The 26,123-nt window shown below is 40.1% G+C and carries 21 protein-coding genes; 18 read left to right on the top strand and 3 right to left on the bottom strand.

The features are described from left to right. Nucleotides 1–52 precede the first annotated feature (52 nt). Entirely contained in the window at nucleotides 53–409 is a 357-nt protein-coding gene (locus CWB62_RS01530) for a hypothetical protein (RefSeq protein ID WP_138528824.1), read from the top strand. Here CWB62_RS01530 and nadB read toward each other — a convergent pair. Next, nucleotides 384–1,994 carry an L-aspartate oxidase gene (gene nadB / locus CWB62_RS01525; RefSeq protein WP_058402992.1) on the bottom strand — a complete coding sequence of 537 codons (1,611 nt, stop codon included), beginning with the start codon at nucleotides 1,992–1,994 and terminating at the stop codon, nucleotides 384–386. The two genes, CWB62_RS01530 and nadB, sit on opposite strands and share 26 nt — an antisense overlap. Before the next feature lie 246 nt (nucleotides 1,995–2,240). Between nadB and rpoE the strand changes: the two genes are divergently transcribed. From rpoE to pdxJ, 10 genes are all read left to right on the top strand, one after another. Continuing rightward, nucleotides 2,241–2,822 carry an RNA polymerase sigma factor RpoE gene (gene rpoE, locus CWB62_RS01520; protein WP_006794143.1) on the top strand — a complete coding sequence of 194 codons (582 nt, stop codon included), beginning with the start codon at nucleotides 2,241–2,243 and terminating at the stop codon, nucleotides 2,820–2,822. A gap of 1 nt (nucleotide 2,823) precedes the next feature. After that, nucleotides 2,824–3,435: a sigma-E factor negative regulatory protein gene (locus tag CWB62_RS01515; RefSeq protein WP_138528822.1), complete on the top strand. Its 612-nt coding sequence runs from the start codon at nucleotides 2,824–2,826 to the stop codon at nucleotides 3,433–3,435. A gap of 4 nt (nucleotides 3,436–3,439) precedes the next feature. After that, nucleotides 3,440–4,390 carry a MucB/RseB C-terminal domain-containing protein gene (locus tag CWB62_RS01510; protein WP_058402990.1) on the top strand — a complete coding sequence of 317 codons (951 nt, stop codon included), beginning with the start codon at nucleotides 3,440–3,442 and terminating at the stop codon, nucleotides 4,388–4,390. A gap of 19 nt (nucleotides 4,391–4,409) precedes the next feature. Continuing rightward, on the top strand, nucleotides 4,410–4,859 hold the full coding sequence (locus CWB62_RS01505; RefSeq protein WP_138528820.1) for a SoxR reducing system RseC family protein: 450 nt from the start codon (nucleotides 4,410–4,412) through the stop codon (nucleotides 4,857–4,859). 249 nt (nucleotides 4,860–5,108) lie between these two features. Further along, nucleotides 5,109–6,899, top strand: a complete 1,791-nt coding sequence (lepA, locus tag CWB62_RS01500; RefSeq protein WP_138528818.1) for a translation elongation factor 4 — start codon at nucleotides 5,109–5,111, stop codon at nucleotides 6,897–6,899. A gap of 16 nt (nucleotides 6,900–6,915) precedes the next feature. Beyond that, entirely contained in the window at nucleotides 6,916–7,851 is a 936-nt protein-coding gene (lepB, locus tag CWB62_RS01495) for a signal peptidase I (RefSeq protein ID WP_138528816.1), read from the top strand. Between the two features lie 2 nt (nucleotides 7,852–7,853). Then, the gene (gene rnc, locus CWB62_RS01490) at nucleotides 7,854–8,531 is read left to right on the top strand and encodes a ribonuclease III (protein ID WP_006794149.1); all 678 of its coding nucleotides are present in this window, start codon (nucleotides 7,854–7,856) and stop codon (nucleotides 8,529–8,531) included. Continuing rightward, nucleotides 8,521–9,453, top strand: a complete 933-nt coding sequence (gene era / locus CWB62_RS01485; RefSeq protein ID WP_058402986.1) for a GTPase Era — start codon at nucleotides 8,521–8,523, stop codon at nucleotides 9,451–9,453. Before rnc ends, era begins: the two co-directional genes overlap by 11 nt. Before the next feature lie 20 nt (nucleotides 9,454–9,473). Further along, on the top strand, nucleotides 9,474–10,166 hold the full coding sequence (gene recO, locus CWB62_RS01480) for a DNA repair protein RecO (RefSeq protein WP_058550913.1): 693 nt from the start codon (nucleotides 9,474–9,476) through the stop codon (nucleotides 10,164–10,166). Nucleotides 10,167–10,188: 22 nt separating this feature from the next. Continuing rightward, nucleotides 10,189–10,920 (top strand): pyridoxine 5'-phosphate synthase, encoded by a 732-nt coding sequence (pdxJ, locus tag CWB62_RS01475; protein WP_138528814.1) that lies wholly within the window; start codon nucleotides 10,189–10,191, stop codon nucleotides 10,918–10,920. Nucleotides 10,921–10,995: 75 nt separating this feature from the next. On the opposite strand, the gene barA is transcribed toward pdxJ, so the two are convergent. Next, entirely contained in the window at nucleotides 10,996–13,782 is a 2,787-nt protein-coding gene (gene barA / locus CWB62_RS01470) for a two-component sensor histidine kinase BarA (protein ID WP_138528812.1), read from the bottom strand. 125 nt (nucleotides 13,783–13,907) lie between these two features. Between barA and rlmD the strand changes: the two genes are divergently transcribed. The 5 genes from rlmD (at nucleotide 13,908) to eno (ending at nucleotide 21,399) form a co-directional block, all read left to right on the top strand. Then, nucleotides 13,908–15,233 (top strand): 23S rRNA (uracil(1939)-C(5))-methyltransferase RlmD, encoded by a 1,326-nt coding sequence (rlmD, locus tag CWB62_RS01465; protein WP_138528810.1) that lies wholly within the window; start codon nucleotides 13,908–13,910, stop codon nucleotides 15,231–15,233. An 8-nt stretch (nucleotides 15,234–15,241) separates the two neighbouring features. After that, on the top strand, nucleotides 15,242–17,398 hold the full coding sequence (relA, locus tag CWB62_RS01460) for a GTP diphosphokinase (protein ID WP_138528808.1): 2,157 nt from the start codon (nucleotides 15,242–15,244) through the stop codon (nucleotides 17,396–17,398). 2 nt (nucleotides 17,399–17,400) lie between these two features. After that, nucleotides 17,401–18,198, top strand: coding sequence for a nucleoside triphosphate pyrophosphohydrolase (mazG, locus tag CWB62_RS01455; protein ID WP_138528806.1), 798 nt, complete (start codon nucleotides 17,401–17,403; stop codon nucleotides 18,196–18,198). Between the two features lie 151 nt (nucleotides 18,199–18,349). Beyond that, nucleotides 18,350–19,984: a CTP synthase gene (gene pyrG, locus CWB62_RS01450; RefSeq protein ID WP_058402981.1), complete on the top strand. Its 1,635-nt coding sequence runs from the start codon at nucleotides 18,350–18,352 to the stop codon at nucleotides 19,982–19,984. 116 nt (nucleotides 19,985–20,100) lie between these two features. Next, nucleotides 20,101–21,399 (top strand): phosphopyruvate hydratase, encoded by a 1,299-nt coding sequence (gene eno, locus CWB62_RS01445; RefSeq protein ID WP_138528803.1) that lies wholly within the window; start codon nucleotides 20,101–20,103, stop codon nucleotides 21,397–21,399. A gap of 665 nt (nucleotides 21,400–22,064) precedes the next feature. Here the strand turns inward: eno and mutH are convergent. After that, entirely contained in the window at nucleotides 22,065–22,736 is a 672-nt protein-coding gene (gene mutH / locus CWB62_RS01440; RefSeq protein ID WP_138528801.1) for a DNA mismatch repair endonuclease MutH, read from the bottom strand. Nucleotides 22,737–23,266: 530 nt separating this feature from the next. On the opposite strand from mutH, the gene rppH reads away from it, so the two are divergent. Together rppH and ptsP are read left to right on the top strand one after the other, a co-directional pair. Beyond that, complete coding sequence (gene rppH, locus CWB62_RS01435; RefSeq protein WP_058402976.1) at nucleotides 23,267–23,785, top strand: RNA pyrophosphohydrolase; 519 nt, start codon at nucleotides 23,267–23,269, stop codon at nucleotides 23,783–23,785. A gap of 30 nt (nucleotides 23,786–23,815) precedes the next feature. Beyond that, nucleotides 23,816–26,080, top strand: coding sequence for a phosphoenolpyruvate--protein phosphotransferase (gene ptsP / locus CWB62_RS01430; protein ID WP_138528799.1), 2,265 nt, complete (start codon nucleotides 23,816–23,818; stop codon nucleotides 26,078–26,080). The last annotated feature ends 43 nt before the right edge of the window (nucleotides 26,081–26,123 follow it).

The raw sequence follows: 26,123 nt of genomic DNA, 5'->3' as shown, positions 1-26,123 counted from the left end.
CACAGTAAAAAATAATAAAGCAGACCACAAACCCATTGTGGTCTTTTTTTGTGTGCTTACATTAATAATGTGCTTATTTTTAAATTCTGTTCTGTCTATTATAATTTGTGTGATTGCCAATCTAATCGCTGGGATTTTAGTAGAGCGTAAAATAACTGTATGCCAACCGCACATGGGCGTGATTATTTTAGAGCCCAACTTGTTTAGATTCGAAAATCACGCTTATAAAGTAGAAGGGCAAATAAGTACCAAAAGCAGAGTGTTAACGGGCAGTGTTTGGCTATTTATAAAAGGATTTAGTAGCAACCATTGGCTTATTATTTCAGCCAATGGTGTTGATAAGCAAAGTTATGCCCGATTAAAACGAGCTGTTTTGAGCGCTGTTAATGGCGCTCAGGAGTCAAAATAGTAGGAGTTGGGTTTTCGTTTTGATCAGGGTAATCAATTGTGTAATGAAGCCCTCTACTTTCTTTTCTTTGCATGGCACTTCTAATTATTAACTCTGCCACTTGTACTAAATTACGTAGTTCTAGCAAGTTGTTACTTACTCTAAAGTTAGCATAATAATCGTGTATTTCTTGTTGCAGCAGCTCAACGCGATGCAATGCGCGCTCTAAGCGTTTAGTTGAACGAACAATACCAACATAATCCCACATAAACAGACGTAGCTCATGCCAATTATGAGTGATGACTATTTCTTCGTCAGAGTTAGTTACGCGGCTTTCATCCCATTGTGGCAAGGTCATTGGCTCTGGCGCATGTTCAATTTTGCTTAAAATATCTTTTGCTGCGGCATGGGCAAACACAATGCATTCTAACAATGAGTTGCTTGCCATTCGGTTTGCACCGTGCAAACCGGTGTAGGCAACTTCACCCACGGCATAAAGATTATCTAAATCTGTTTTACCGTTGAAGTCGGTCATTACACCACCGCAAGTATAGTGTGCGGCAGGGACAACCGGAATCGCTTCTTTTGTGATATCTAACCCAACACTTAAGCATTTTGCATAAATGGTAGGGAAGTGCTCAATAATAAACTCTTTATCTTTGTGACTAATATCTAAATAAACACAATTTGCACCTAAGCGTTTCATTTCAAAATCAATTGCACGAGCCACTATGTCACGAGGAGCTAACTCTTCGCGCTCGTCAAAGTCTTTCATAAAGCGGGTACCGTCGGGGCGTTTTAAATAAGCGCCTTCACCGCGCATTGCTTCGGTAATTAAAAAGTTTTGTAATTCTGGATGATATAAGCTGGTGGGGTGAAATTGGTTAAACTCCATATTAGCCACTTTACAGCCAGCTCGCCAAGCCATCGCAATACCATCACCGCTCGATACATCAGGGTTAGATGTATATAAGTACACCTTACTTGCTCCACCGGTGGCAAGCGCTACAAATTTAGCTGATATAGTTTCGACTTTTTTAGCTTTTTTGTTCCACACATACATACCCTCTACGTGTGTACCTGTTCGGCCTGTATTTTTATCAGTGATTAAATCAATTGCATTATATTGCTCAAGTAGGGTGATATTTTTATGTAATTTTACTTGGCTTATTAACGTTGTTTGAACGGCTTTACCTGTAGCATCGGCTGCATGTAAAATTCGACGATGGCTATGTCCGCCCTCGCGCGTTAAGTGAAAACGTTCTTTGCCTTTGCTGTCAAACTCCATGTCAAAAGGCACGCCTTGGTCAATTAGCCATTGTAGGCAATCGTGTGCATTACTCGCTGTATAATGAACTGCTTTACGGTCACATAGGCCGCCGCCAGCATCGAGGGTATCTTCGACATGCGATTCAATACTGTCATTTTGTTTATCAAATACTGCGGCTATGCCACCTTGTGCATAAAGTGTAGAGCCTTCGGTAAGCGCACCTTTACTAATAACGGTCACGTTACAATAGTTAGCTAAAGATAAGGCAAGAGATAAGCCAGCCGCGCCGCTTCCGATAATAGCGACATCTGCGATGTGATGTTTATTTTGGTTCATGTCAGGGGTACTTTGCGGTTACAATGCTTAAATAAAGCAGTATTTGTTTTTAATATCAGTAGTTGTATCATATTTGTCATACCACTACGTAGTGATTTTAATGGCTTAGCGCCGTTATTTATGAACTATTTTATATAAAAATAATATTAAGCAGAACTTTTTATTCATGTCGGGGTCAGAGTATTTGTGAACAATGGCGATAATATGAATAACAAGCAAAAATCAGACATAGGAGTACCGGCTCGAATGAGCGAGCAGGAATTGGATTTAGTGCTAGTAAGAAGAGTGCAGCAGGGCGATAAAAATGCCTTCAATCTATTAGTAAAGAAGTATCAAAACAAAATTGCAGGTTTGATTTCTCGTTATGTATCAAACCAAGGTGATATTGCTGATGTAGCGCAAGAGGCTTTTATAAAAGCTTACCGTGCACTTCCCAACTTTAGAGGCGATAGCGCTTTCTATACTTGGTTATACCGTATTGCCGTTAATTGTGCTAAAAATTATCTAGTTGCGCAGGGGCGTAAGCCGCCAGCCAATGATATTGACGCCGAAGAAGCTGAATTTTATGATTGTGGTGACTCCATGCGTTCAAACGCATCACCTGAGAACCTTTTATTGAGTGAAGAGGTTCGCGCTGTAATTTTTAATACAATTGATAGTTTGCCTGAAGACCTTAAAACCGCAATAACTCTCAGAGAAATTGAGGGTATGAGCTATGAGGAAATAGCTGTGGTAATGGATTGCCCTGTAGGTACAGTACGTTCGCGTATATTTCGTGCCCGTGAAGCAATTGATAACAAATTAAACCCATTAATAGGCGAGTCTTAGTATGACAAAAGCACACCTTAACAAGTTAGATAACGAATCGTTATCTGCATTACTTGATGGCGAGCAGCACCTAGCTGATGCAAAAATTGCAGAGCAAGATGTTTCTACGTTTGGTCGTTATGCGTTAATTGGTGATGCAATGCGTGCTCAAAAAAATAACCACGACATCCATATTGATATTAGCGAACGCGTTGCATTAGCACTAGAAAGCGAGCCTGTTTACGCTGACTTTACTCAGTCAAAAGGGCAGTCTCAAGTAGCTGATAAAAAAGAACAAAATAACGTAGTGTCATTTAACTGGCGTAAACCTGTTGCGCAGCTTGCAATAGCTGCAAGCGTGGCAATGTTTGCGATTGTGGGAGTGAGTACTTTGCCGCAAAGTGATCCACAGCAAAATGAAATTCCATTACTTCAAACCACACCGTTAACAGGCATGGCGTCACCAGTGAGCTACTCATCAGCGCCAGCCCTTGATAACGCAGAGCAAGGTTTGCGTGAGTTACAACAACAACGCATTGGTGCGTTAGTGTTAGAGCATCAGCGTCAAGCACGTGTTGCTAACTCTCTTCAAACAGCGCAAAATGAAACAAAAGCGCAAGAGGAAAAAAACTAATTAAATGAAAGTAATTACTTTTGTTCTGTCGTTGGTACTAAGCTTTACTGCCGTTGCCAACGACACAAACCCTGCCAAAACGCTATTATTAGAAATGGCCAATGCTGTCCATAATCGTAACTTTGACGCCTCATTTGTTGTTGTTAAAGGTAAATCAATGGAACCCTACCGATGGGTGCACGCCAAACAAGGTGAAACTGAACTCGAACACTTAAGTTTGCTCAATGGCGCTGGCCTTGAAATGATTAGAGTTAACGACCAGGTAACTTATTTTGAGCCACAGTCTGAGCCTTACTCGCTTAAAACAGATTCAATTGCAGGCCCTATCCCTGAAGTTCTTTTTAAAGATATACAGCAATTAAGTGAACACTATGATTTTGTATTAGGCGGAAAAGGCCGTATTGCAGGTAGGGCAGCGCAGTTAGTGCGCATAGAGTCAAAAGACGAGCACAAGTATAACTACTGGATTTGGCTTGATATGGAGTCTGCGCTGCTATTAAAAGCTGCGTATGTTAACCATCAGGGTGAAGCACTTGAACAGCTTCAATTAACCCATATTAGTGTGACTGAGCAACCAGCACCAATGCTACTTGAAGTATTAAATCGAAACTTCCCTACACCACTACCTGAAAACGAATTGGAAGGAGTTGATAGTTCTTCAACTAATTGGGAGATAAGCTGGTTACCAGCTGGTTTTGAATTACTTAAGTCTGACAGGCATAAACTCGATTTAAACAATGAGTTAACGGATTACTACCTTTATTCAGATGGGTTTGTTGAGATATCTGTGTTTATTCAGCGACCACTACCAGGCAAGCGCTTAAGTGGTGCACTCACCTCTGGCGCCACTACGGTTTATGTGCATAATGGCGGTAATTTTGATGTATCGGTTGTTGGTAATGTGCCAAGTTTAACCGCTAAGGCTATAGCCGAATCTGTTACGCGCGCATTATAAACGATTCGCAAGGATTGTTATGATTGAACAAACTCTTACTGTTGTGGCCCTTAGTGGCCACACAGCGCATTTAGAAGCCGAGCAAAAGCAAGCTTGCGCTGGCTGCAACGGTCGTTGTGGCTCTCAGGTATTTAGTAAATTATTTGGTACTGCAAAAAAAACACTTCCTTATAAATTTGAGTCTCCTGTCGAAATAGGGCAGAAGGTCACTTTATCCCTTGATGATAGCCATATGGTAAAACATGCGTTTGCTGTTTATATGTTGCCGCTGTTTTTAAGTCTTATTTTTGCACTTGTAACGTCTGAGTTATTAATAATGGGCGAAGGTTGGCAAATACTAGCAGCTGTTTTGGGGGGGCTTTTGGGGTTTTATATTGCTAAAACACGGGTTAAATCGCTGAAACACGATATAAAAGTAGTAAAAATTCATCCAATTAGTATCCCTTTAACTCAAATAGATGGTGATTGACGCCAATTAAATGTAAAATTGGCGCTTTATACCCAAGTAACTTGGAAATACAGGAAGTCGTGATTTAAAGCAGTGTAATAAAAGTTAACCAGAGCAGTTGTTGTGTTATCAGTTATTGATTGTTTGTATCATTTTTCGTCATTATGTATGTTGTTAAATTAATTAACAAAAACATGCTAAAGCAAGTATTTGCAAGTCACTTAGGTATCCATATTTAGTCCTTTAATTAAGAAGTATTGAACTCAGTTTATGAAGCATATCCGTAATTTTTCGATAATCGCCCATATTGACCACGGTAAATCGACCCTTTCAGATCGTTTGATTCAAGTTTGTGGCGGTTTAACCGACCGTGAAATGCAAAAACAAGTTTTAGATTCAATGGATATTGAGCGCGAACGTGGTATTACCATTAAAGCGCAAAGTGTAACGTTGAACTACAAAGCAAATGACGGCGAAACATACCAACTTAATTTCATTGATACACCAGGACACGTTGACTTTACCTATGAAGTATCGCGTTCTTTAGCTGCATGTGAAGGCGCATTATTAGTTGTTGATGCAGGACAAGGCGTTGAAGCGCAAACTTTAGCAAACTGTTACACCGCGATAGAAATGGACTTGGAAGTAATTCCAGTATTAAACAAAATTGATTTACCGCAAGCAGATCCACTGCGTGTTGCTGAAGAAATTGAAGAAATTATTGGTATTGATGCCCTAGACGCTGTTCAGTGTAGTGCTAAAACCGGGGTTGGTATTGCCGAAGTGCTCGAAATGATCGTTAAGGACATTCCGCCACCAGTCGGCGAAAAAGACGAGCCTCTTCAAGCGCTAATTATTGATTCATGGTTTGACCCATACCAAGGTGTTGTATCGCTTGTGCGCATTAAGCACGGTGAGCTACGTACGGGCGACAAAATTAAAATCATGTCTAACGAGCACATTCATACAGCCGATCAAGTGGGTATATTTACACCTAAGCAAACCAATACAGGGATTTTACGTACCGGTGAAGTAGGCTTTGTTATTGCGGGCATTAAAGAAATTCACGGTGCACCAGTTGGTGATACGATTACGCATCAAAGAAACGCAGCGCCACAGCGTTTACCTGGCTTTCAAAAAATTAAACCGCAAGTTTATGCAGGTATGTTCCCAATAGCGTCTGACGAGTATGAATCATTCCGCGATGCCCTTAACAAGCTAAGCTTGAACGATGCGTCGTTATTCTTTGAGCCAGAAAACTCAACGGCACTTGGCTTTGGTTTTCGTTGTGGCTTTTTGGGTATGCTCCATATGGAAATTATTCAAGAGCGTTTAGAGCGTGAATACGATATTGACTTGATTACAACTGCTCCAACGGTAATTTACGAAATAGTAACGAAAGACGAGCGCACTTTCCAAATCGATAATCCGTCTGATTTACCTGCAGTTAATGACATTGTAGAAATTCGTGAGCCGATTGTTGAGGCAAATATATTAGTGCCGCAAGAATACTTAGGTAATGTCATTACTCTATGTATAGAAAAGCGCGGTAGTCAAACTAAAATGACTTATCATGGTAAGCAAGTTGCAGTAACGTATGAGTTACCAATGGCTGAAGTGGTAATGGATTTCTTTGATAAGCTTAAATCTACTAGCCGTGGTTTTGCATCACTTGATTATAACTTTAAGCACTTTCAAACATCAGACATGGTTCGCGTTGACATTTTAATTAATGGTGAACGTGTTGATGCGCTAGCAATTATTGCACACAGAGACAGTGCGCAATCACGTGGTCGTCAGCTTGCTGATGCGCTTAAAGAGCTTATTCCGCGTCAAATGTTTGATATCGCAATTCAAGCCGCGATTGGTCAGCATGTTATTGCGCGTACAACTGTAAAACAACTACGTAAAAACGTAATTGCTAAATGTTACGGTGGTGATGTGAGTCGTAAGAAAAAGCTACTCAAAAAACAAAAAGATGGTAAAAAACGCATGAAACAAGTAGGTAATGTTGAAGTACCTCAAGAGGCGTTTTTAGCTATTCTGAAAGTTGGCAAATAACAACAAAGGATTATAAATGGCTGGTTACTTTTCAATTTTATTGGTGCTGTTAACCTTAGGCTCAGGCTTAATATGGTTAATAGACCACTTACTGTATGCACCAAAAAGGCAAGAGCGTTTAGCGTTAGCGCAAACGTCTGCTGGCGCAAAGTTAGATGATGAAACAGCAGCATTAATTGCACCAGAGCCAGTATTAACTGAAACTGCAAAATCGATTTTTCCGATGATTGCTGCTATTACTATTTTCAGATCGTTTATATTTGAACCTTTTCAAATTCCGTCAGGTTCGATGATGCCAACACTATTGGTGGGCGATTTTATTTTAGTACAAAAGTATTCATACGGTATAAAAGACCCTGTTTGGCGCACTCAATTAGTTGAGATGGACGAGCCTGAACGTGGTGATATTGTTGTTTTTAAGTTTCCTGGTAATGAAACAATTGACTACATTAAAAGAACAATAGGGCTACCTGGCGATAAGGTTGTATACCGCGATAAACACCTATACATTCAGCCAAAGTGTGCTGAAGGTGAAGTAAGCCGCAGTAACTTACAATGTGGTGAGTACAACAAGATTGACATGGAAGTGAAAGATAGAGGCGAATTTATGCTAAAAGGCATGGAATCGGTTCGAATAAATGAATCGCTCACAGAAGATGGTCACGATATTTTAATTTACCCTGAGGTTCCAGAGAAAAAAGGTCGCTACTTCAGACAAGCTGGTACTCGCACCGATGAGTGGATTGTACCCGCAGACCACTATTTTATGATGGGTGACAACCGAGATAATAGTGAAGATGGTCGATTCTGGGGATTTGTACCAAAAGAAAACTTGGTGGGGAAAGCTGTCTTTATATGGATGAGTTTTGAATTTGAGAATGGCCCTGATGATGTTTTACCAGGATGGGTTCCAACTGGTGTTCGCTTTGAACGCCTAGGTAATATTCAGTAACAATGAAAAAAAATGTAACAGAGTTATACAACAAAATCGGCTACGAGTTTTCTGATCAAGGTTTACTTGAACAGGCAATGACACACCGTAGCCACAAAGGTCAACATAATGAGCGCTTAGAGTTTTTAGGCGACTCAATTTTGAGTTTTGTTATTGCCAATGCACTTTATGCCAAATTTCCAAAGGCACGAGAAGGCGACTTAAGCCGCATGCGTTCAACACTGGTACGTGGTCAAACACTTGCTGAGTTTGGTGTTGAATTTGGTTTAGGTGATTACTTACGTTTAGGTCCCGGTGAGCTAAAAAGTGGTGGGTTCCGCCGCGAATCAACACTTGCCGATGCAGTAGAAGCCATCATTGGTGCTGCGTTTTTAGATTCAGGTATTGAGCGATGCAGCGAGCTTATTTTATCGTGGTACGAATCACGCTTAGATGCTATTTCACCAGGGCTTAACCAAAAAGATCCGAAGACCCTGCTGCAAGAGCATCTACAAGGTCGCAAACTGCCTTTACCAGGTTACACTGTGGTTGATACAAAAGGCCAAGCGCACAATCAAACATTCACGGTTGAATGTATTGTTGATGGAATGGATAGCATAATTTCTGTTGGTAGCTCACGCCGTAAGGCTGAACAAAAAGCTGCTGAAAAAGCATTGAAGATAATTAAAAATGAATCTTGATACCCTAATACAACCTCATGAAGGCGATGTTGATACATTTTGTGGCATGATTGCCATTGTAGGACGTCCTAACGTAGGTAAATCGACTTTACTCAATGAGATTATTGAGCAAAAAGTAAGTATTACCTCTCGTAAGCCGCAAACAACGCGCCACCGTATTATGGGTATTCATACAGAAGGTAAGTATCAAGCTGTTTATGTTGATACGCCGGGACTTCACATAGAAGAAAAGCGCGCAATTAACCGTTTAATGAACCGTGCTGCATCTAGTTCAATTGGTGACGTAGAACTGATTATTTTTGTGGTTGAAGGAACGCACTGGACTGCTGATGATGAAATGGTACTAAATAAAGTATCGCAAAGCGGTAAACCAGTGATGTTGGTCATTAATAAAATTGACCAAGTAAAAGACCGTGATTTAGTGCTTCCTCATATGAAGTTATTAGGCGATAAGTTTGACTTTGTAAGCATTATGCCGGTTTCGGCAAAGCAAGGTAAAAATATCGACCTTATTAAAGATGAAGTAACAAAGCGTCTTCCGCCATGTGAGTTTTATTTTCCAGATGACTACGTAACCGATCGCTCGATGCGTTTTATGGCTGCCGAAGTGATCCGTGAAAAGCTAATGCGTTTTATGGGTGAAGAACTACCTTACTCGGTCACTGTTGAAATAGAACAGTTTAAATGGCAAGAAAACGGTGTTTGGCATATCAACGGGTTAATTTTAGTTGAACGTGAAACACAAAAGCGCATGGTTATTGGTAACAAAGGCGAAAAGCTAAAAGTGATTGGCCGTGAAGCTCGAAAAGATCTAGAAGAAATGCTTGATAACAAAGTATTTTTAGAGCTTTGGGTAAAGGTTAAATCTGGCTGGGCTGATGATGAACGTGCCCTTAGAAGCCTAGGCTACGGTGAAGACTAAGACAATAAGTAGCCTACTTTATGGATAGTGACTTCTATACCGCATACTTATTACACCGACGTCCTTATAGTGACTCACAAGTAATGCTTGATATGCTAGTAGAAGGAGTCGGTCAGCTTAGAATGATCGCAAGAATTAGTGGCCGCCAGGCCACTAAACATAAAGCGCAATTACAGCCTTTTCAACCTCTACTTGTTCACTACAGTGGTAAGTACGATTTAAAATACATTAATAAATTTGAGCTGCACGGCGCACCGCTTTTTCTATCAGGTGATGAGCTTTATTGTGGTTTTTATTTAAACGAGTTAACAAACAGAATAGTGCCTGTTAATGAGCCAATAGAACAAGCTTATGAGCTTTATAAATCTCATTTAGAAAACTTAAACAGTGGTGCCGATTTGCAATCTGTTTTGCGTTCTTACGAATTTCAATTACTCGAATTATTGGGTTACGGTGTTGATTTTAGTTTTGATACCAATGGTGAGCCAATAGATGAAGCGCTTACGTATAGTTATTTTCCTGAGCTTGGGTTTGTTATTCAAGAAGATACCCGCTCAGGCTTTAGCGGTGAACAGCTCCAAGCAATAGCAAATCATGACTTTAGTCGAAAAGATGTGTTATATATGGCAAAACAGTTAAGTCGCTATTTACTAAAACCTTTACTAGGTAATAAGCCATTAAAAAGTCGTGAATTATTTACGGCCTCTCAATAAACGTAATTTTACAGGTAAAATAATGAAAGATATTCTTTTGGGTGTAAACGTTGATCATATTGCAACGCTTCGCCAAGCACGAGGCACAACTTATCCCGACCCAGCGCATGCAGCGAGCGTTGCTGAGCACGCCGGTGCAGATGGCATTACCATTCATTTACGTGAAGACCGCCGTCACATTCAAGATCGTGACGTATATGTAATGGCAAAAACAATTCAAACGCGTATGAACCTCGAAACAGCAGTAACTGATGAAATGATTGCTATTGCTCTTGAGGTAATGCCTGAGTATGTTTGTTTGGTACCAGAAAAACGTGAGGAATTAACTACAGAAGGCGGTTTAGACGTTGCGGGTAACATAGACAAAATAAAAGCGGCAACTAAAACCCTTACCGATGCAGGCATCAAAGTCTCATTATTCATTGACGCGGATACTGCACAATTAGATGCTGCAAAAGCCTGTGGCGCACCTTATGTAGAAATACACACCGGTGCTTACGCAGATGCTACAAACGATAGTGACTTAAGCAAAGAGCTTGAGCACATTCGTCAAGGTGTACAATACGCAGCAAGTTTAGGTCTAATTGTGAACGCAGGGCATGGTTTAAACTACCATAATGTAAAACCAATAGCCGCAATGCCAGAAATTTATGAGTTAAATATAGGCCACGCTATTATTGCGCGTGCCGCCATTGACGGCTTAGATAAAGCAGTACGAGATATGAAGCGCTTGATGCTTGAAGCGCGTGTTTAATAGCAAACTTTACTTTTAAGACGAAGCTGACACTAGCTGATTTTGAGTCAGTATTCAAAAATAAAAAAGACGCGATTACAATGCGTCTTTTTTATTTTTACCATTCATTTTTGCGTCAACCAATAGGTTTTCAAGCTCATCTTGTAGCTCAAAAAGTTCAGGCTCTATATTTTCGAGCACGCACTCATTTTTAAGTGAAGTTTCAATAGTTTCAGCTAACGATTTTAATTTTGGTACACCAGTGTAGCAGCACGCACCATGGAATTTATGCACAATGCTGAGTACTTGTTCACAATCTTCATCATCAATAGCTTTAGTAAGTAAATTCAGCGTTTCTGGTACGCTTAAAAGCAGCATATTGAGCATCTCAAGCGCCAATTCGTTTTTTCCACCAGCCCGTTGTAATGCGAGCGGCCAATCTATTCGGCTACTCTCAAAAGGCGCTGGGCTTTGGGGTATTTCATTTTTGCTTTTGTCACGGTTTATTGGCGTTTGCGGGCTGTGGTCGCTAATAATTTGTTTAAGCGTATCTTCGTCAATAGGTTTGGTTAAATACCCTTTAAAGCCATCTTTCAGTAGTTGTTCTTTTTCGCTATGCAATGCATGTGCGGTTACCGCAATAATAGGCGTGTCTTCATTAAGCGACGACTCTTGAATAAGTTTACACGCGGTTATGCCGTCCATTATTGGCATTTGAATGTCCATAAAAATAACATCGTACTTATGGCTTTTACTTAAACTATAAGCCTGTGAACCATTATGAGCGGTATCAATGACCTCAACTTGCTCATCAAGCAGTGTACATATCAGTTTTAAATTAGCGTCGTTATCATCAACAACTAACACTTTGAGTGGCAATAACTTTTGTTCGCTTTGCTCTATATTATGGACAGGGTGATCGAGCCTATATGGCGCAGCAAGCACCTCGCATAGCTTACGATGATTAAGCGGCTTACTTAAACAGGCATCTGCACCGCTGCCAATAAACGCCTCACGCATATTATGTGAAACGGTATTAAGCATTAAATATAAATAATCGGTCGAGTCTCTTACTGTTTTTACATAGCCTTTTAATAGTTGCATATGATCAACCGATGCCATGTGACCTATTAAACAAATATCAAATTTAGTTTGGGTATTTTCTATGGCTGACAAAAAGCTGGCTTCGTTAAAGCATGGCGTTACGTTTGCTTGCCACTCTGTCAACAACGACAGTACTGCATGATGAGTATGCTCGTGTGGCTCTAAGTATAAAATACGTTTACCAATGAGTGATTTACTTGGCAGATCGTTGGTAAATACGTGATTAGGGAGTCTAAAAACGCTATTAAATGTAAAACATGTTCCGTTACCAGGCGCTGAGTTTAACGATATTCGACCATTCATCGCTTCAACAATATGTTTGGTGATAATCAGGCCGAGGCCGGTACCCCCAAATTTACGCGTAATGCTCGAATCTGCTTGGCCAAAAGGGGTAAACAATGAATCTTGTTTATCCATTGGTATACCCACACCAGTGTCTGTTACCGACACTAAAACAGAGGCACTTTCTTCATCAAGTAAGCGGTAGCTAATATCTACTTTTATAGAACCTTGTTCGGTAAATTTAATTGCGTTACTTAGTAAATTAATAAGTACTTGTTTAAAGCGAGTGGGATCCCCGGTTAAATCGTCAGGGACTTGCGGGTTTATATAAATAGAGAGCTCAAGCTGTTTTTCATGGGCGCTTGGAGCAAGCAGTGTCATGACTTCGTTTACAGCATCGCGCAATTGAAATTGAATAGACTCAAGTTCCATCGCACCAGCTTCTAGTTTAGAAAAATCTAAAATATCGCTGATAATGGTCATTAAGCTATTAGCCGACAACATGATTGTATCGAGGTAATCTTTTTGGTGCTTGTTCAGTGGTGTTTTATAAAGCTGGCGAGTAAACCCCATTACACCATTGAGTGGCGTACGTAACTCGTGACTCATTTTTGCTAAAAAGTCAGACTTAACACGGTTAGCATCCTGCGCTTCTTTTTTTGCCATTGTGAGCTGAATATTCTGCGTTTCATACTGTTCAAGCGTTTCACGGTAATCACTGGTTGCTTGGTCAATATTTTTTTGCATTTCGTCTTTTTGCATCACCATGGTATCGGCTATCGTGTTTAGCCCTTCACGAAGAATATCAAATTCACCTAACATGGTATCGGTAAGGCCTGTACTTCTTTTTCCTTCAACGAGCTTGTCGGTTGCAAGTACTAACTTATTCAAAGGGGTCATAAACATACGGCTAAGTTTAAATGCCATAATTGCCGCCAATACCAAAGATAAAATAATAACAATGCCACTAACGAGTAAGGCGCGTTGTTGACCAATCACGGCTTTATCTTTGTTTAGCTGTAAAATAACCGTGCCCAATGTTGTTTGAAAAGCAGAAGAATCCCACTGAGTGTTAGGGGAAGAGTGCCCAATAATGGGGGTATAAAACGTGATGATATCTTTTGAGGACTCTATTTTAGTGACTTTAAGTGATTCAAGAGACGTTTGATTAATTAATTCATCAAATGAGCGGTGGTAATTACTCGTCATCAACAGCTCGTTGTTAGTGTCAAATATAGCAATTGATTTAATAGACGGTGAGTGGCGATTATGTGTAAAACTGATTAAACGATTAAGTAATACTTTATTTTTATCAAGAAGTGGCTGCTCTAGGGCAATAGCTAAGGGCTCTGAAATAGTTGCACCTTGTTGATATAAAATTTCATCAAGCTCAATGTAACGATTTACTGTAAAATAACCACCAAGCAGCAATCCAATGATCACCGTAGGGATCAGGGTCAAAGTTAAAACAGAATCACGTAAGCCTAATTTGGTCATAGTGGGAGCATTATTATCATTATTAGTATGTTTTGAGTATATACGTTTCGATGCTTATTCTCAAAGCTTCCCCTAGGTGTGATTAGTAACGAGTTTTAACCTAAATAAATGTAAGGTAATGCCACATGGCACAAATTTTTAAAGCGAAAAAAAAACCTCTTCAACAAAAGTCAGTGGTGCTCGATATAACAAATATGGATCACCAAGGCCGTGGCATAGCAAAATATAACAATAAAGTATGCTTTGTTGCAGGTGCATTACCAGGCGAGCAAGTAAAAGCAACGCTTGTTGATGATAAAGCGCGTTACAGTAATGCTGTTACACACAAAGTGATTAAAGAAAGTAAAGCAAGAGTCGCGCCTTTTTGTGAGCATTATAATCACTGTGGTGGCTGTCAATTACAGCACTTAGATGTGAATCAACAAGTAGTTGAAAAGCAAACCGCGGTTGAGCAGCTTTTTGAAAAATTTGCCAAGCAAGCAAATTTAAACTGGCAAACTCCATTATTAAGTAAACCAACACATTATAGGCGAAGTGCACGAATAGCGGTTATGTTTGATAAAGCGGCTAAAAAAATGCGTATAGGTTATAGAGCGAGCGGTTCCAAAAATGTTGTTAGTATCAATAAGTGTGCAGTTTTGACTGATGCCTATGAAGCTGTTTTTACACTTTTTGATGAATTAATTAATCACAATAAGTCATTACACAGTATAAGCCACCTGCAATTATGCCAAAGTGAAACGCATAACTTTGTGGTTATTCGTCACACTAAAGCAATTAATGATGAAGTAAAGGCAGTGGTTAAAAAAGCCTGTATGCCTTACAAATACTCAGTTATTTGGCAAAGCGAAAGCGAAGTGATCGACCACGATAATATTACTATGCCGTATTATTACTTGGATGAATTTAAACTAAAATTTGAGTTCGGTTTAGGTAATTTTATTCAAGTTAATGCGCAAGTTAATCAAGCTATGTTAAAACAATCGGTAGATTGGCTTGGTTTAAGTGGCGATGAAAATATATTAGATTTATTTTGTGGTATTGGTAACTTTTCGCTCGTGCTGGCAAAACAAGCAAAAACGGTAATTGGTATAGAAGGGGTTGCTTCTGCGGTTGCAATGGCCGCGCAAAATGCGCAAACTAACTCTATCAGTAATGCGCAGTTTCATTGTTACGATTTAACGCAAAAAATACAAAATGCGCAATGGTTTAATAAAAACCTAGATGTGTTGGTACTCGATCCTTCACGTACTGGTGCAATGGCTATATTAGAGCAATTACCTTTAAAGCAATTTAAAACAATTTTATACGTCTCTTGTGACCCTGTTACCTTAGCCCGTGACAGCGCTATTATTTTGCAAGCAGGCTTTGAGCTCAACAAAATTGGGCTAATGAATATGTTCCCTCATACTGGGCATATTGAAACTATGGCGTTATTTCAACGGAGGTAAAGCGCATTATGGTAGCGACACGTCAATCACATCAACAAGATGAAACGGGTGATCTTTTTACACGGTTAAAAGCACTCGATCTGTCTACAGAAAAGATTCAGTTGCTTAATAAGGCGCAAGCGCTTTGTGTTAAAAGTGATAACCAAGCTTGGCAAAATACAGCTATCGAAATGGTAGAAATTTTAGTCGAGCTAAACCTTGATGCCGAATCGTTAGCCACGGCCTACTTAACGCCTTATTTTTTAAATGACGTTGTCTCCCTTGAAACCGTTCAAGAGCAGCTCGGTAGTAATATATCGCTGCTGTTAACGGGCGTTTCTCAAATGGCGACTATCAGTACTTTGTCGCATCAAGGCAAAGGCACTGTTCAAGTTGATAATATTCGTAAAATGTTATTAACCATGGTTGAAGATGTGCGGGCTGTGGTAATAAAGCTTGCCGAGCAGGTTTGTCATTTACGAAACGTGAAAGACGCCGGTGAAGAGGAGCGGGTTATTGCCGCCAAAGAAACCGCGGATATTTTTGCTCCTTTAGCAAACCGACTTGGAATTGGCCAATTAAAGTGGGAGCTTGAAGATTTATCGTTCAGGTATTTACGCCCAGACACTTACAAAAAAATAGCCAAGCAGCTTGATGATAAACGACTTGCCCGCGAAGCCTACATGGAAGACATGGTAGAGCAAGTTAAAAGCCGTTTAAGTGAAGCAGGTATAGAAGCTGAGGTATATGGCCGGCCTAAGCATATTTACAGTATTTACAAAAAAATGGCGCAAAAAAACTATGAGTTTGATCAACTTTTTGATATTCGCGCCATGCGTATTGTGGTTGACCGCTTGCAAGATTGCTACGGTGCGCTGGGTATAGTGCATACCAACTGGCGCCATTTAAATAAAGAATTTGATGATTATGTTGCAACGCCTAAGCAAAATGGTTACCAGTCAATTCATACCGTTGTTTTTGGCCCTGAGGGTAAAACCGTAGAAATACAAATTCGTACACAAGACATGCATCAGGATGCAGAACTAGGCGTAGCTGCGCATTGGATGTACAAAGAAGGGGCCTTACCCGGACGTGGTTCGGGTTACGAGCAAAAAATTAGCTGGCTACGTAAATTACTGCAATGGCAAGAAGAAGTGGTGGATGGCGGCGATTTAGCTGAAGAGCTAAAAAACCAAGTTGTTGAAGACAGAGTGTATGTATTCACCCCGCGTGGCGATATTTTTGACCTACCATTAGGGGCCACGCCGCTCGATTTTGCGTACTACATCCATTCTAATGTGGGACACCGTTGTATTGGCGCAAAAGTATTTGGCAAAATAGTGCCGTTTACGCATCAATTAACGACAGGCGATCAGGTCGAAATTCTCACACAAAAGCAGGCTAACCCGAGTAGAGATTGGTTAAATCCGTCATTGGGCTACATTAAATCGTCTCGTGCGCGGGCCAAAATACACCATTGGTTCAAGCAACTTGATCGTGATAAAAATTTAAGTGCGGGTAAAGAAATTCTTGATAATGAGCTACAAAAGCTTGATTTAACATACAAAGATTTAGCTCCAGCAATTAAGCGATTTAACTTTAAAGAGCTTGATGACTTAATGGTCGCGATAGGGGCGGGGGATGTGCGCCTTAACCAAATGCTTAATTTTGTTACTGACCGCACAGAAGACGAACCCGTTATTCGATTTAAAGCACCAAGCAAAGTAACGGGCGATAAAAACGGCATAGTGGTTGATGGCGTGGGCAGTTTAATGAGTCATGTAGCTAAATGTTGCCGACCAGTGCCAGGCGATGAAATTATTGGTTATATTACGCAAGGCCGTGGTATCGGCGTTCACCGTGATGATTGTGATGCATTTAATAACTTGAAAAAACAGCATCCAGAGCGTGTTGTAGAAGTTAGCTGGTCTGAAGATATAAATGGATCATACGCGCTCAGTATAAAAATTGAAGCAAGCGACAGATCTGGACTCATTCGCGATATAAGTTCTGTACTTGCTAACGAAAAAGTAAACGTAATTAATATGAACGTTAATACTGTGGGTGCTGACCAGTTAGCGGTATTTACCATGCAAATAGAAGTACACGATTTATCGGGTACAAACCGAGTGCTCTCTAAATTGCACCAAATTGAAGGTGTTCACCACGCTAAGCGAGGGCAGTAGCTTTGGCTAACCATTCAGCATTAACAGAACTTTTGAGTATTATGCAAACACTCAGAGATCCCAATGGCGGCTGCCCGTGGGATCTTAAACAAGACTTTAAATCAATTGTGCCGCATACACTTGAAGAAGCCTATGAAGTTGCCGACTGCATCGAATCGGGTAATTTAAATGAGCTTAAAAATGAGCTTGGTGACTTACTGTTTCAAATTGTGTTTTATGCCCAATTAGCGCAAGAACAAAGCTTGTTTGATTTTAACGATGTAATAGAACAATTAAATGCAAAGTTAACACGTCGTCATCCGCATGTTTTTGGCGACAAAAAAGCGCTCAATGATGAGCAGTTATCATTGCAGTGGCAAGCTATCAAAGCCCAAGAGCGAAGCGAAAAAGCATTAACCAATACATCATTGTTGTGGCAAGATATTCCTGCAAATATGCCAAGTCTTAGTAAGGCTAAAAAAATTCAACAGCGAGTGGCTTCAATGGGTTTTGACTGGCCGACTTATCATGGTGCGCTTGATAAAGTAAACGAAGAAGTACTTGAGGTTAAAGAAGCAATAACGCACGACCCCTTATCAGATCACACAGCGGAAGAGCTTGGCGATTTACTATTTGCCACCGTTAATGTGGCTCGCCACGTCAAACGTGACCCAGAGCAGCTCCTCAGAAATGCAAACGATAAGTTTTCTGCCCGATTTGAAAAGGTACAAGCATACTTGCAAGCGCAAGGTAAAAGCCTAGAGACAGCAAGCCTTGAAGAAATGGATAATGCGTGGGAAGCAATTAAAAAACATAAATAAAATAGCGCACGTTTTTTAATCGCCCATTCGCTAATTTTAGCTGGATTGCTAAAGCGTGTTTTGGTATAATTTCGCCCCGTCTTGATGATATGCCCATAGCCACTTTTTTGGGTGTTATATTCCTTTTAATTCCTGATATTCTAGGGTTCGCATGAGTACAAAATTTATCTTCGTTACTGGCGGGGTTGTTTCTTCGTTGGGTAAAGGTATTGCAGCAGCATCGTTGGCGGCTATTTTAGAAGCCCGTGGCTTAAATGTTACTATTTTAAAGCTGGATCCTTACATCAACGTTGACCCAGGCACAATGAGCCCAATTCAACACGGTGAAGTATACGTTACAGAAGACGGCGCAGAGACTGATCTTGATTTAGGTCACTACGAACGTTTTATTCGCACCAAAATGACTAGCCGAAATAACTTCACGCAAGGCCGCGTATATGAAGACGTATTACGTCGCGAGCGTCGTGGTGAATACCTAGGCGCCACTATTCAGGTTATTCCTCATATCACTAACGATATTAAACAGCGTGTTTACGAAGGCGCTGAGGGGCACGATATTGCCATTGTTGAAATTGGTGGCACGGTAGGTGATATTGAATCACAACCGTTTATTGAAGCAATTCGTCAAATGGGCACAGAGATCGGTCGCGAACGCGCACTCTTTATTCACCTAACGTTAGTGCCTTTCTTAGGCCCTGCGGGCGAAGTGAAAACAAAACCAACACAGCACTCAGTTAAAGAGCTTCGTTCTGTTGGTATTCAGCCAGATATTCTTATTTGTCGCTCAGATCGTAAGTTACCTAATAACGAGCGTGCAAAAATTGCATTGTTTACCAATGTTGAAGAAAAAGCGGTAATTTCACTACCCGATGTAGACAGTATTTACAAAATTCCAGCATTGTTAAAATCACAAGAGCTAGACAATTTTGTATGTCGTCGTTTTCACTTAGACGCGCCTGAAGCTGACTTAGTTGAGTGGGAACAAGTATTATACCAAGAGTCTAACCCTACGGGCGAAGTGACCATTGGTATGGTTGGTAAATACATTGAATTACCCGATGCGTATAAGTCGGTTAACGAAGCATTAAAACATGCGGGTCTTAAAAACCGTTTAACAATCAACATCGAATATGTAGATTCACAAGACCTAGAAAGTAAAGGCGTAGAATTACTTTCTCACCTTGATGCTATTTTAGTTCCAGGCGGTTTTGGTGGTCGTGGTGTTGAAGGTAAAATTTTAGCAGCTAAATACGCTCGTGAAAATAAAGTGCCTTACTTAGGCATTTGTTTAGGTATGCAAGTAGCGCTTATTGAGTATGCACGTAATGTAGCAGGCTTAGCTGATGCAAACTCTACTGAGTTTAATGCCAAATCTGCAGCGCCGGTTGTTGGCTTAATCACCGAGTGGTTAGACGCCGAAGGCAAAGTAGAAGTTCGTGACGAAAAATCGGATCTTGGTGGCACAATGCGTCTAGGCGCACAAAAATGTTACTTAACACCAGGCTCTAAAGTGCACGAAGTTTACGGAAGCGACGAAATTGTAGAACGCCACCGCCATCGTTACGAAGTAAATAACAACTTTGTAGACCAGCTAGAAAAAGCGGGTTTAACATTCTCTGGTTTATCTGAAGATAAAAAACTGGTAGAAATTATTGAAAACAAAGATCACCCTTGGTTTATTGCCGCGCAGTTCCACCCGGAATTCACGTCAACACCACGTGATGGTCATCCGCTATTTGAAGGGTTTGTAGCAGCAGCGCATATCCACCAAAAAGCGTCATCGTAACTTATAAAAAGCCGTGCATGTATTGTACGGCTTTTTTGTTTTTAAGACTGACTAAGCTATATCAAACATAGTAAAGTTAACAAAACTCACCATTTTGGGAATATAGAGGAAACAAGATGTCAAATATCGTAAAAGTAATTGGTCGCGAAATCATGGACTCGCGTGGTAACCCAACTGTTGAAGCAGACGTACATTTAGCTGATGGTTCTTGGGGTCGTGCGGCAGCACCTTCAGGCGCATCTACTGGTACTCGCGAAGCATTAGAGTTACGTGATGGTGATAAAGCACGTTACTTAGGTAAAGGCGTATTAAACGCGGTTGGTTACATCAATAAAGAAATTGCTGATGCGTTAGCTGGCCAAGATGCACTTAACCAAAGTGCAGTTGATAAAGTAATGCTAGATTTAGACGGCACTGAAAACAAAGAAAAATTAGGTGCAAATGCAATCTTAGCAGTATCACTAGCAACAGCTAAAGCCGCAGCTCAGTCTAAAAAAGTAGAACTATACGAGCACATTGCTGATTTAAATGGCACACCGGGTGTTTATTCTATGCCACTGCCAATGATGAACATCATCAATGGTGGTGAACACGCAGATAACTCTGTAGATATTCAAGAGTTTATGATCCAACCTGTTGGCGCTGCAAACTTCCGCGAAGGCCTACGTATGGGCGCAGAGGTTTTCCACAGCCTTGCAAAAGTACTTAAAGCAGACGGCCACTCAACAGCTGTTGGCGATGAAGGTGGCTTTGCGCCAAACCTTGCATCTAACGAAGCGGCACTTGCAGCAATTAAAGTTGCGGTAGCAAACGCAGGTTACGAGCTAGGTAAAGATATTACTTTAGCGATGGATTGTGCAGCCTCTGAGTTTTACGACAAAGAAGCAAACATTTACGACCTTAAAGGTGAAGGCAAAAAATTCACGTCTGAAGAATTTAACTTCTTCTTGCAAGAGCTTACTCAGCAATACCCAATTGTTTCTATTGAAGATGGCTTAGATGAGTCAGATTGGGATGGCTTTGCTCACCAAACTAAATTAATGGGCGATAAAATCCAATTAGTAGGTGATGACTTATTTGTAACTAACACTAAGATTTTAAAGCGTGGTATCGACAACGGTATTGCTAACTCAATCTTAATTAAGTTTAACCAAATCGGTTCACTAACTGAAACGTTAGCGGCTATTAAAATGGCGAAAGACGCAGGTTTTACTGTTGTTATCTCTCACCGTTCAGGTGAAACAGAAGATGCAACAATTGCTGATTTAGCAGTAGGTACTGCTGCGGGCCAAATCAAAACGGGTTCATTAAGTCGTTCTGACCGTGTAGCTAAGTACAACCAATTGCTTCGTATTGAAGAGCAATTAGGCGCTAAAGCACCGTACAACGGTTTAAAAGAAGTTAAAGGTCAGTAATTCTTTTTTAGAAACTGATTTTAAATTTTAAGCTATAAAATCCTCGCCAATGCGGGGATTTTTTATGTTGCTTGTAGTTTTTTTTTGTTAGTATGAGCTTCAATTTACAGGGAATTGTAGTGCTAAAACGTTTCATTTTTTCTGCAGCGCTTTCCTCATCAATGCATATACAACTTAATGGCTATAATTAAAATGAATATTTCAGTCAATGATTACAGTTACTTAATAGTAATATTGCCTATAGCGTTAACAATGGCTTATTTATTAAAAAAAGCGACATCAAAAACAAACATTAAGCATGATGTTATGCTTAATTTTATTTTAACGATGTTATTTTTTCCTGCAGGGTTTGTACATTTTATTTGGTGTATTTATACATCAATAAAAAAGCGGGATCGCAACGCTCAATAATTCGAATTGAGGGGGTAACTCCCCTTTTTAGGAGTTTTAAATAATGTATTTTCACTCATCTTTTTATTACATTCTCGTTTTACCATTTTTGCTTATTTTTTCAGGCTTTATTTTTTTTCTAAATAAAAACTCTAATACTAAAGGTAGTATAGGTATAAGTTTGGTTTTGACGTTTGTGAATATTCTTTTAGGTCTATTTCATTTTTTTTACGTTATTAACAAAGTGCTCAACGAAGTCCCTGATAATAAAACGCTCACAAAGTGAATTGCTGTTTTAAAATGTCACCTGTAAAACAGGTTTTTAAGTAAAAACCACGTGGCAGGGTTTTTATTATTTGCCCGTTTGGGCCAATGGCATCGGTCACAATTTTGCTATTAGCGGCTTTTGGACGAATTTGCATTGCATCGCCTAAATGGCCTGATATTTCATCAATCCTACCAAGCGCAATCAACTCCATTTGTTCTTCCCAATCACGCTGTAGTTTTGCATCTTGCTCGGGCGTGGGTTGCCATAAAAAGCCGCTGCCTATGGTTCTATTAATCGGTGCGATATCACGCTCGCTTAAAACTGGAAGCCATAAAACATGGTTAAGCTTTTTACGAACCGCACTAGTGTGCCATGTCATGCCGGTTACATTTATTAGTGGCGTTACAGATACGAAGGTGGTTTCAAGAGGTTTGCCCTTATAGGAAATAGGCAGCGTTTTAAGTTCAATACCCAAATCTTCAAAGTCGGGGAGGGGTTTAGAACCCGCGGTTGCACCTAATACGTATTCAATTAATTGACCCGTCCAGCCTTTTTCTCTTAATAAGTCGTCAGGGGTTTTAAAGTTATATTGTTCAGCAAGCTGCCCAAGCGTAAGGCCAGCAATACTGTTTACACGTTGAGTAAGATCATTAATTGAAAGTGGTTTAGTTGGGCGCATAATATTAATTTTAGTTGAACAAATACCACTGCCATGATAGCAAAACAGCTAAGCCGTGGATATCTTTAGGTTTGTGTGTTTTTTGTTCGCTGTTGTGGTGTGTTAATTTTATACATAGTTAAAATTATGGATAACTCGTTAAGTTACTGACTAACTTGGTTTTTTTTAGTTTGTAAGTTTTGTTCGTATTGGTCGTTTTAAAAGTTAATGGGATAAATACAACTATATGAACATGTTTATCCACAGAATCTGTGGAGAACAACACGTTTTAGATCTTATATTGTGGATTTGTTTGCAAAATGAACGTGTTTTTTAAAAGTTATGCACAAACTGTGAGTAACTAGAGTAAAACAATAACTGCAATAGCTTTTGCACATTTTTTTAAAATTTATTACTCTCATCTGTATGTTTTATCTACTGGGTTAAAGCATAAACGTCATTCACCCGTAGGCTTGTCTATAATAGTGTTTGCCGTATTGCGACTAATGTGGAACAATCATTAAAAATCGACTTACAAATGAGGCACTAAGGTGATTGATGCCGAAGGTTTTCGTGCCAATGTCGGAATTGTAATTTGCAATAATCAGGGACAAGTATTTTGGGCCAGACGCTACGGTCAGCACTCTTGGCAATTTCCCCAAGGCGGTGTTGATGATGGTGAAACACCAGAACAAACTATGTACCGTGAATTACACGAAGAGGTCGGACTGCGACCAGAAGATGTAGAAATTGTCGCAAGTTCAAAACATTGGTTACGCTATAAACTACCCAAACGATTAATTCGTCGCGACTCAAGTCCGGTGTGTATTGGGCAAAAACAAAAATGGTTTTTACTGAAACTTCGTTGTAAAGATGAAGATGTAAACTTACTTAAAACTCATCACCCAGAGTTTGATGATTGGCGTTGGGTGAGTTACTGGTACCCTGTTAGGCAGGTTGTGTCGTTTAAACGGGATGTTTACCGACGTGTAATGAAGGAGTTTGCTCCTTTTGCTATGCCCTTTAATAAAAGAGAACACCATAAAGACCATTGGCGAAGTAAAAGGTAATAACTTTATAATAAAATAAAGGAGCAGGACATGCTGGCAACACTAAGATCTATTGCTGAGTCTGTATCGCAACAAGCGAATTTAGACACTGCTTTAGTGTGCTTTGTGCAAATGGTGAAAGACGCCATGAAAACCCAGTGCTGCTCTATTTATTTTGCCGACTACAGCCAAGACAATTTTGTATTAATGGCTACCGAAGGGTTAAACCCTGATGCGGTAGGCAAGTTTAGAATTGGTTTTACAGAAGGTTTAGTGGGGTTAGTTGCTCAACGCGAAGAACCCATTAATATAGCCTTTGCTAAATCGCATCCGCGCTTTAAGCTCTCTCCTGAGGTAAACGAAGAAGGCTATAATGCTTTTTTATCGGTACCTGTGGTTCATCAAAAAAAAGTACTGGGCGTTATTGTTGTTCAACAAAAAATGGCCCGTGTATTTAGCCAAGATGAAGAGTCGTTTTTAATAACGCTTTCTGCTCAACTTGCTTCACAATTGGCTCATGCCGAAATTAAAGAAGTACTTCGTCAAGACGAGTCATCTCATCAAACATCTGTTTTAAAAGGTGTATCTAGTGCGCCGGGTATAGGTATAGGTACCGCATTTGTACTTTTACCAAAACTTGACTTTAAATCAATTGAGCTCCAAAAAAATAGTGATGTGACTGAGCAGCGCCGCCTATTTACGCAAGCAGTGGCGGCTACACGTAAAGAGTTTAATACGCTTTCGATGACGTTGAGTGACTCTATTCCTCAAGAGGCATTAGCCGTATTTGATGTGTATCAACAGTTATTAGATGCTAAAAGTTTAGGTCACAATGTTGAGGTTCAGTTACTCGAGGGATGGTGTGCAAAAAGCGCACTTAAAATTGTGATTGAGCGTCTAATTTCGCAATTTAATGCGATGCAAGACCCATACATAAAAGAGCGTGCTGTTGATGTGAAAGACATTGGTTTACGCGTACTACATCACTTAGTTAACACCGAACACGCAGTAAAAGATTACCCAGCAGATACCATATTAATTGCAAATACATTAACCCCCGCGATGCTTGCTGAAGTACCAAAAGGGCATTTAGCAGGCGTTGTTAGTGTTAATGGTTCTGCCAATAGTCATGCATCTATTTTGACTCGCGCAATGGGGATCCCCGCTATTTGGGGGATAGAAGATTTACCATTACTTCAATTTGATGGTAAACCAATGATATTGGATGCGTTTGCAGGGCGCTTGTATATCTCACCCTCGCAAATGTTATTAGACGAGTACGCAGACTTACAACATCAAGATAACCTGTTAAATAATCGTTTTTTAGCAGAGCAAGAGTACGAGTCTATTACCTTAGATGGCGAACACGTCAGTTTATTGTTAAATGCAGGGCTAGAATTAAAAACAGATCAAAACAACGCACATGTGTGCGACGGCGTCGGTTTATACCGTACTGAAGCGTGGTTTATGCAAAAAGGCCAGTTTCCTTCTCAGTTAGAGCAAGAAAATTGGTATCGAGAAGTGCTCACCAGTTATTACCCAAACCCAGTTGTAATGCGTACGCTCGACATTGGCGGCGATAAAGTGCTCGACTACTTTAATATAACCGAAGAAAACCCATTTTTAGGTTGGCGTGGTATACGTATTAGCCTTGATCATCCCGAGTTATTTTTAGACCAACTCAAAGCAATGCTTAAGGCAAATATCGGTTTAGGCAATTTAAAAATAATGCTGCCGATGATCAGCGGCACAGAAGAAGTAGATGAAGCATTGGGGTTATTTGAACAAGCTTACTTTGAACTAAACGAACACTTTCCTGAGCAGCAAATAGATCGCCCCGATATTGGTATTATGCTTGAGGTGCCTTCCAGTGTGTTTATGTTACCTGAATGGTCTAAAAAGGTAGATTTTTGTTCAGTAGGCAGTAACGACTTAACACAATATTTATTGGCGGTAGATAGAGCCAACGCGCGTGTTGCTGAGCTTTTTAATCCTTACCACCCCGGGGTGCTTAGGGTTTTAAGTAAAATAGCCGATGAGTGTGAAAATTATGAATTACCCTTTAGTTTATGTGGTGAATTAGGGGGGGACCCAGAGGGAGCCATATTGCTAATAGCTATGGGATATAGACGACTGAGTATGAACTTATCGTCTTTAAATAAAGTGAAATGGGTGCTTAGGCGTTTAAGCGTTGCCGACATGGAACAGTTATTGATCGAGTGCTTAGCACAGTCAACAGCTAAACAAGTTTTGCGTTTAACGCGTAATTTTATGCTAGAGCACAATTTAGGTGACCTATTTTATACCCCAAAGTAAAAGGTGCTTACTTAATTAATTTTAATACGCAGATGCTATTCGT

The sequence above is a fragment of the Pseudoalteromonas sp. S408 genome (genome assembly GCF_005886645.1).
In the GTDB taxonomy this organism is placed as follows: Bacteria; Pseudomonadota; Gammaproteobacteria; order Enterobacterales; family Alteromonadaceae; genus Pseudoalteromonas.
This window is presented reverse-complemented; position numbering and strand designations above follow the sequence as displayed.